Origin of the sequence: Clostridium sp. HV4-5-A1G (genome assembly GCF_900184915.1) — a bacterium.
In the GTDB taxonomy this organism is placed as follows: Bacteria; Bacillota; Clostridia; order Clostridiales; family Clostridiaceae; genus Clostridium_B; species Clostridium_B aromativorans.
Window position 1 is genome coordinate 1 of sequence record NZ_FXYI02000334.1, and the last position, 1430, is coordinate 1430.

Annotated in this window: 1 protein-coding gene; it reads left to right on the top strand. The window is 25.5% G+C overall.

From position 1 onward, the window contains the following. The first annotated feature begins 265 nt into the window (after positions 1 to 265). The gene (locus J5G60_RS18300; protein WP_150358521.1) at positions 266 to 1417 is read left to right on the top strand and encodes a PucR family transcriptional regulator; all 1152 of its coding nucleotides are present in this window, start codon (positions 266 to 268) and stop codon (positions 1415 to 1417) included. The last annotated feature ends 13 nt before the right edge of the window (positions 1418 to 1430 follow it).

Sequence of the window (1430 nt, forward strand, 5' to 3'; positions counted from 1 at the left end):
CCCCCCCCCTCCCCTTTTTTTTTTCAAGCACAAGAAGGCATACGAGCTCTAGTTATGTATCGTGGGATCGGAGATTTGTATAAGAGAGAGTTATTACAAATATCCATTTATTTTTTTTAGTTTTCTATAATTGATTTGGAAATTACATATCAATTCTGGAAACTGCATTATAATATTGTATAATAATGCAAATATTTTTTACATTGTATATAAACTTTCAAAAAGTTCAGGAGCAAAAACCCTGTAAGATATAGGAGGGAGATAAATGGCAATCCAAATTAAAGACTTGCTATCATTGAATTTATTTAAAAGTGCTGTCATTGTATCCGGCAAAAATGGTATTTCAAATGAAATAAAAAGAGTTAATTTCGCAGATTGTCCTATTGTAGATGATATCTATGATAAAAATCTTGTAAAACAAGGTGATATATTCATAAGTAGTTTATATATAGTTAAAAATAGTACGGATAAAATGTTCAAACTTATTGATTTTTGTATAAAAAGCGAAAGTTGCGGTATGTTTGTAATAAACGAATATATAAAGAAACTGCCAGACAAAATCATAGAATTGTCTAATAGAAATAATTTCCCCATAATATTAATCGATGCTGACATACCTTATGCAGAAATAATAAAAACTGTAACGGAAATGATCTTTCTCGAGCAATCTAACGTAATATCAGAGATGAGATTAGAAAAACTTTTAAATAAAAATATAACTACAAATGAAGTGATCTATTTAGCTAAGCTTTTAAATAGTAATTTCAAAAAAAATTATGCATCTATATATATAAATACAGATAATTTTACTCCTGGCAAAAATCACCTCATTAAGACTAATTTAAAAAATTTGACTAGATGTGAACTTTTAAGATATAAGAAAGGTTCTATACTCATTGTAAATTTTAATATCATAAGCGAATTCATTTCAACCGTTAACTATATAAAAAATTTGGTTGATTCTTATAAAGATACCTATTATATTGGTATAAGTAATTCTTTTTCCAATATTAAGGATTTTAATTTATGCATAAAGCAATGCATATCTTCATTTGAAATAGCAAAAATAATTGACGGTAATGTAGTTTATTACAAAGATTTAAATGTTTATAAAATCTTGTATCCACTAATAGATACCATATATCTCAATGATTTTTACAATGAAATTTTTATTCCAATAAAAAAATATGACGATTACTACAATGCTGATCTGATAAAAACCATAAACACTTATTTTAAAAATGACGGTGATTACAAGAAAACCTCTTTAAAACTTCATCAACATGAAAATACAATAAGATATAGAATTCTAAAGGCCAAAAAAATACTAAACCTTGAACACAACCATATAAAATTCATCGAACAAATGTCAATAGCCTTAAAAATAAATAAACTAAAAAATAATAAAAAATACTAACCAAATATAGATT

Excerpts from the sequence above, each read along its gene's own strand:
- J5G60_RS18300 (WP_150358521.1), top strand. The coding sequence starts at position 266 with ATGGCAATCCAAATTAAAGACTTGCTATCATTGAATTTATTTAAAAGT.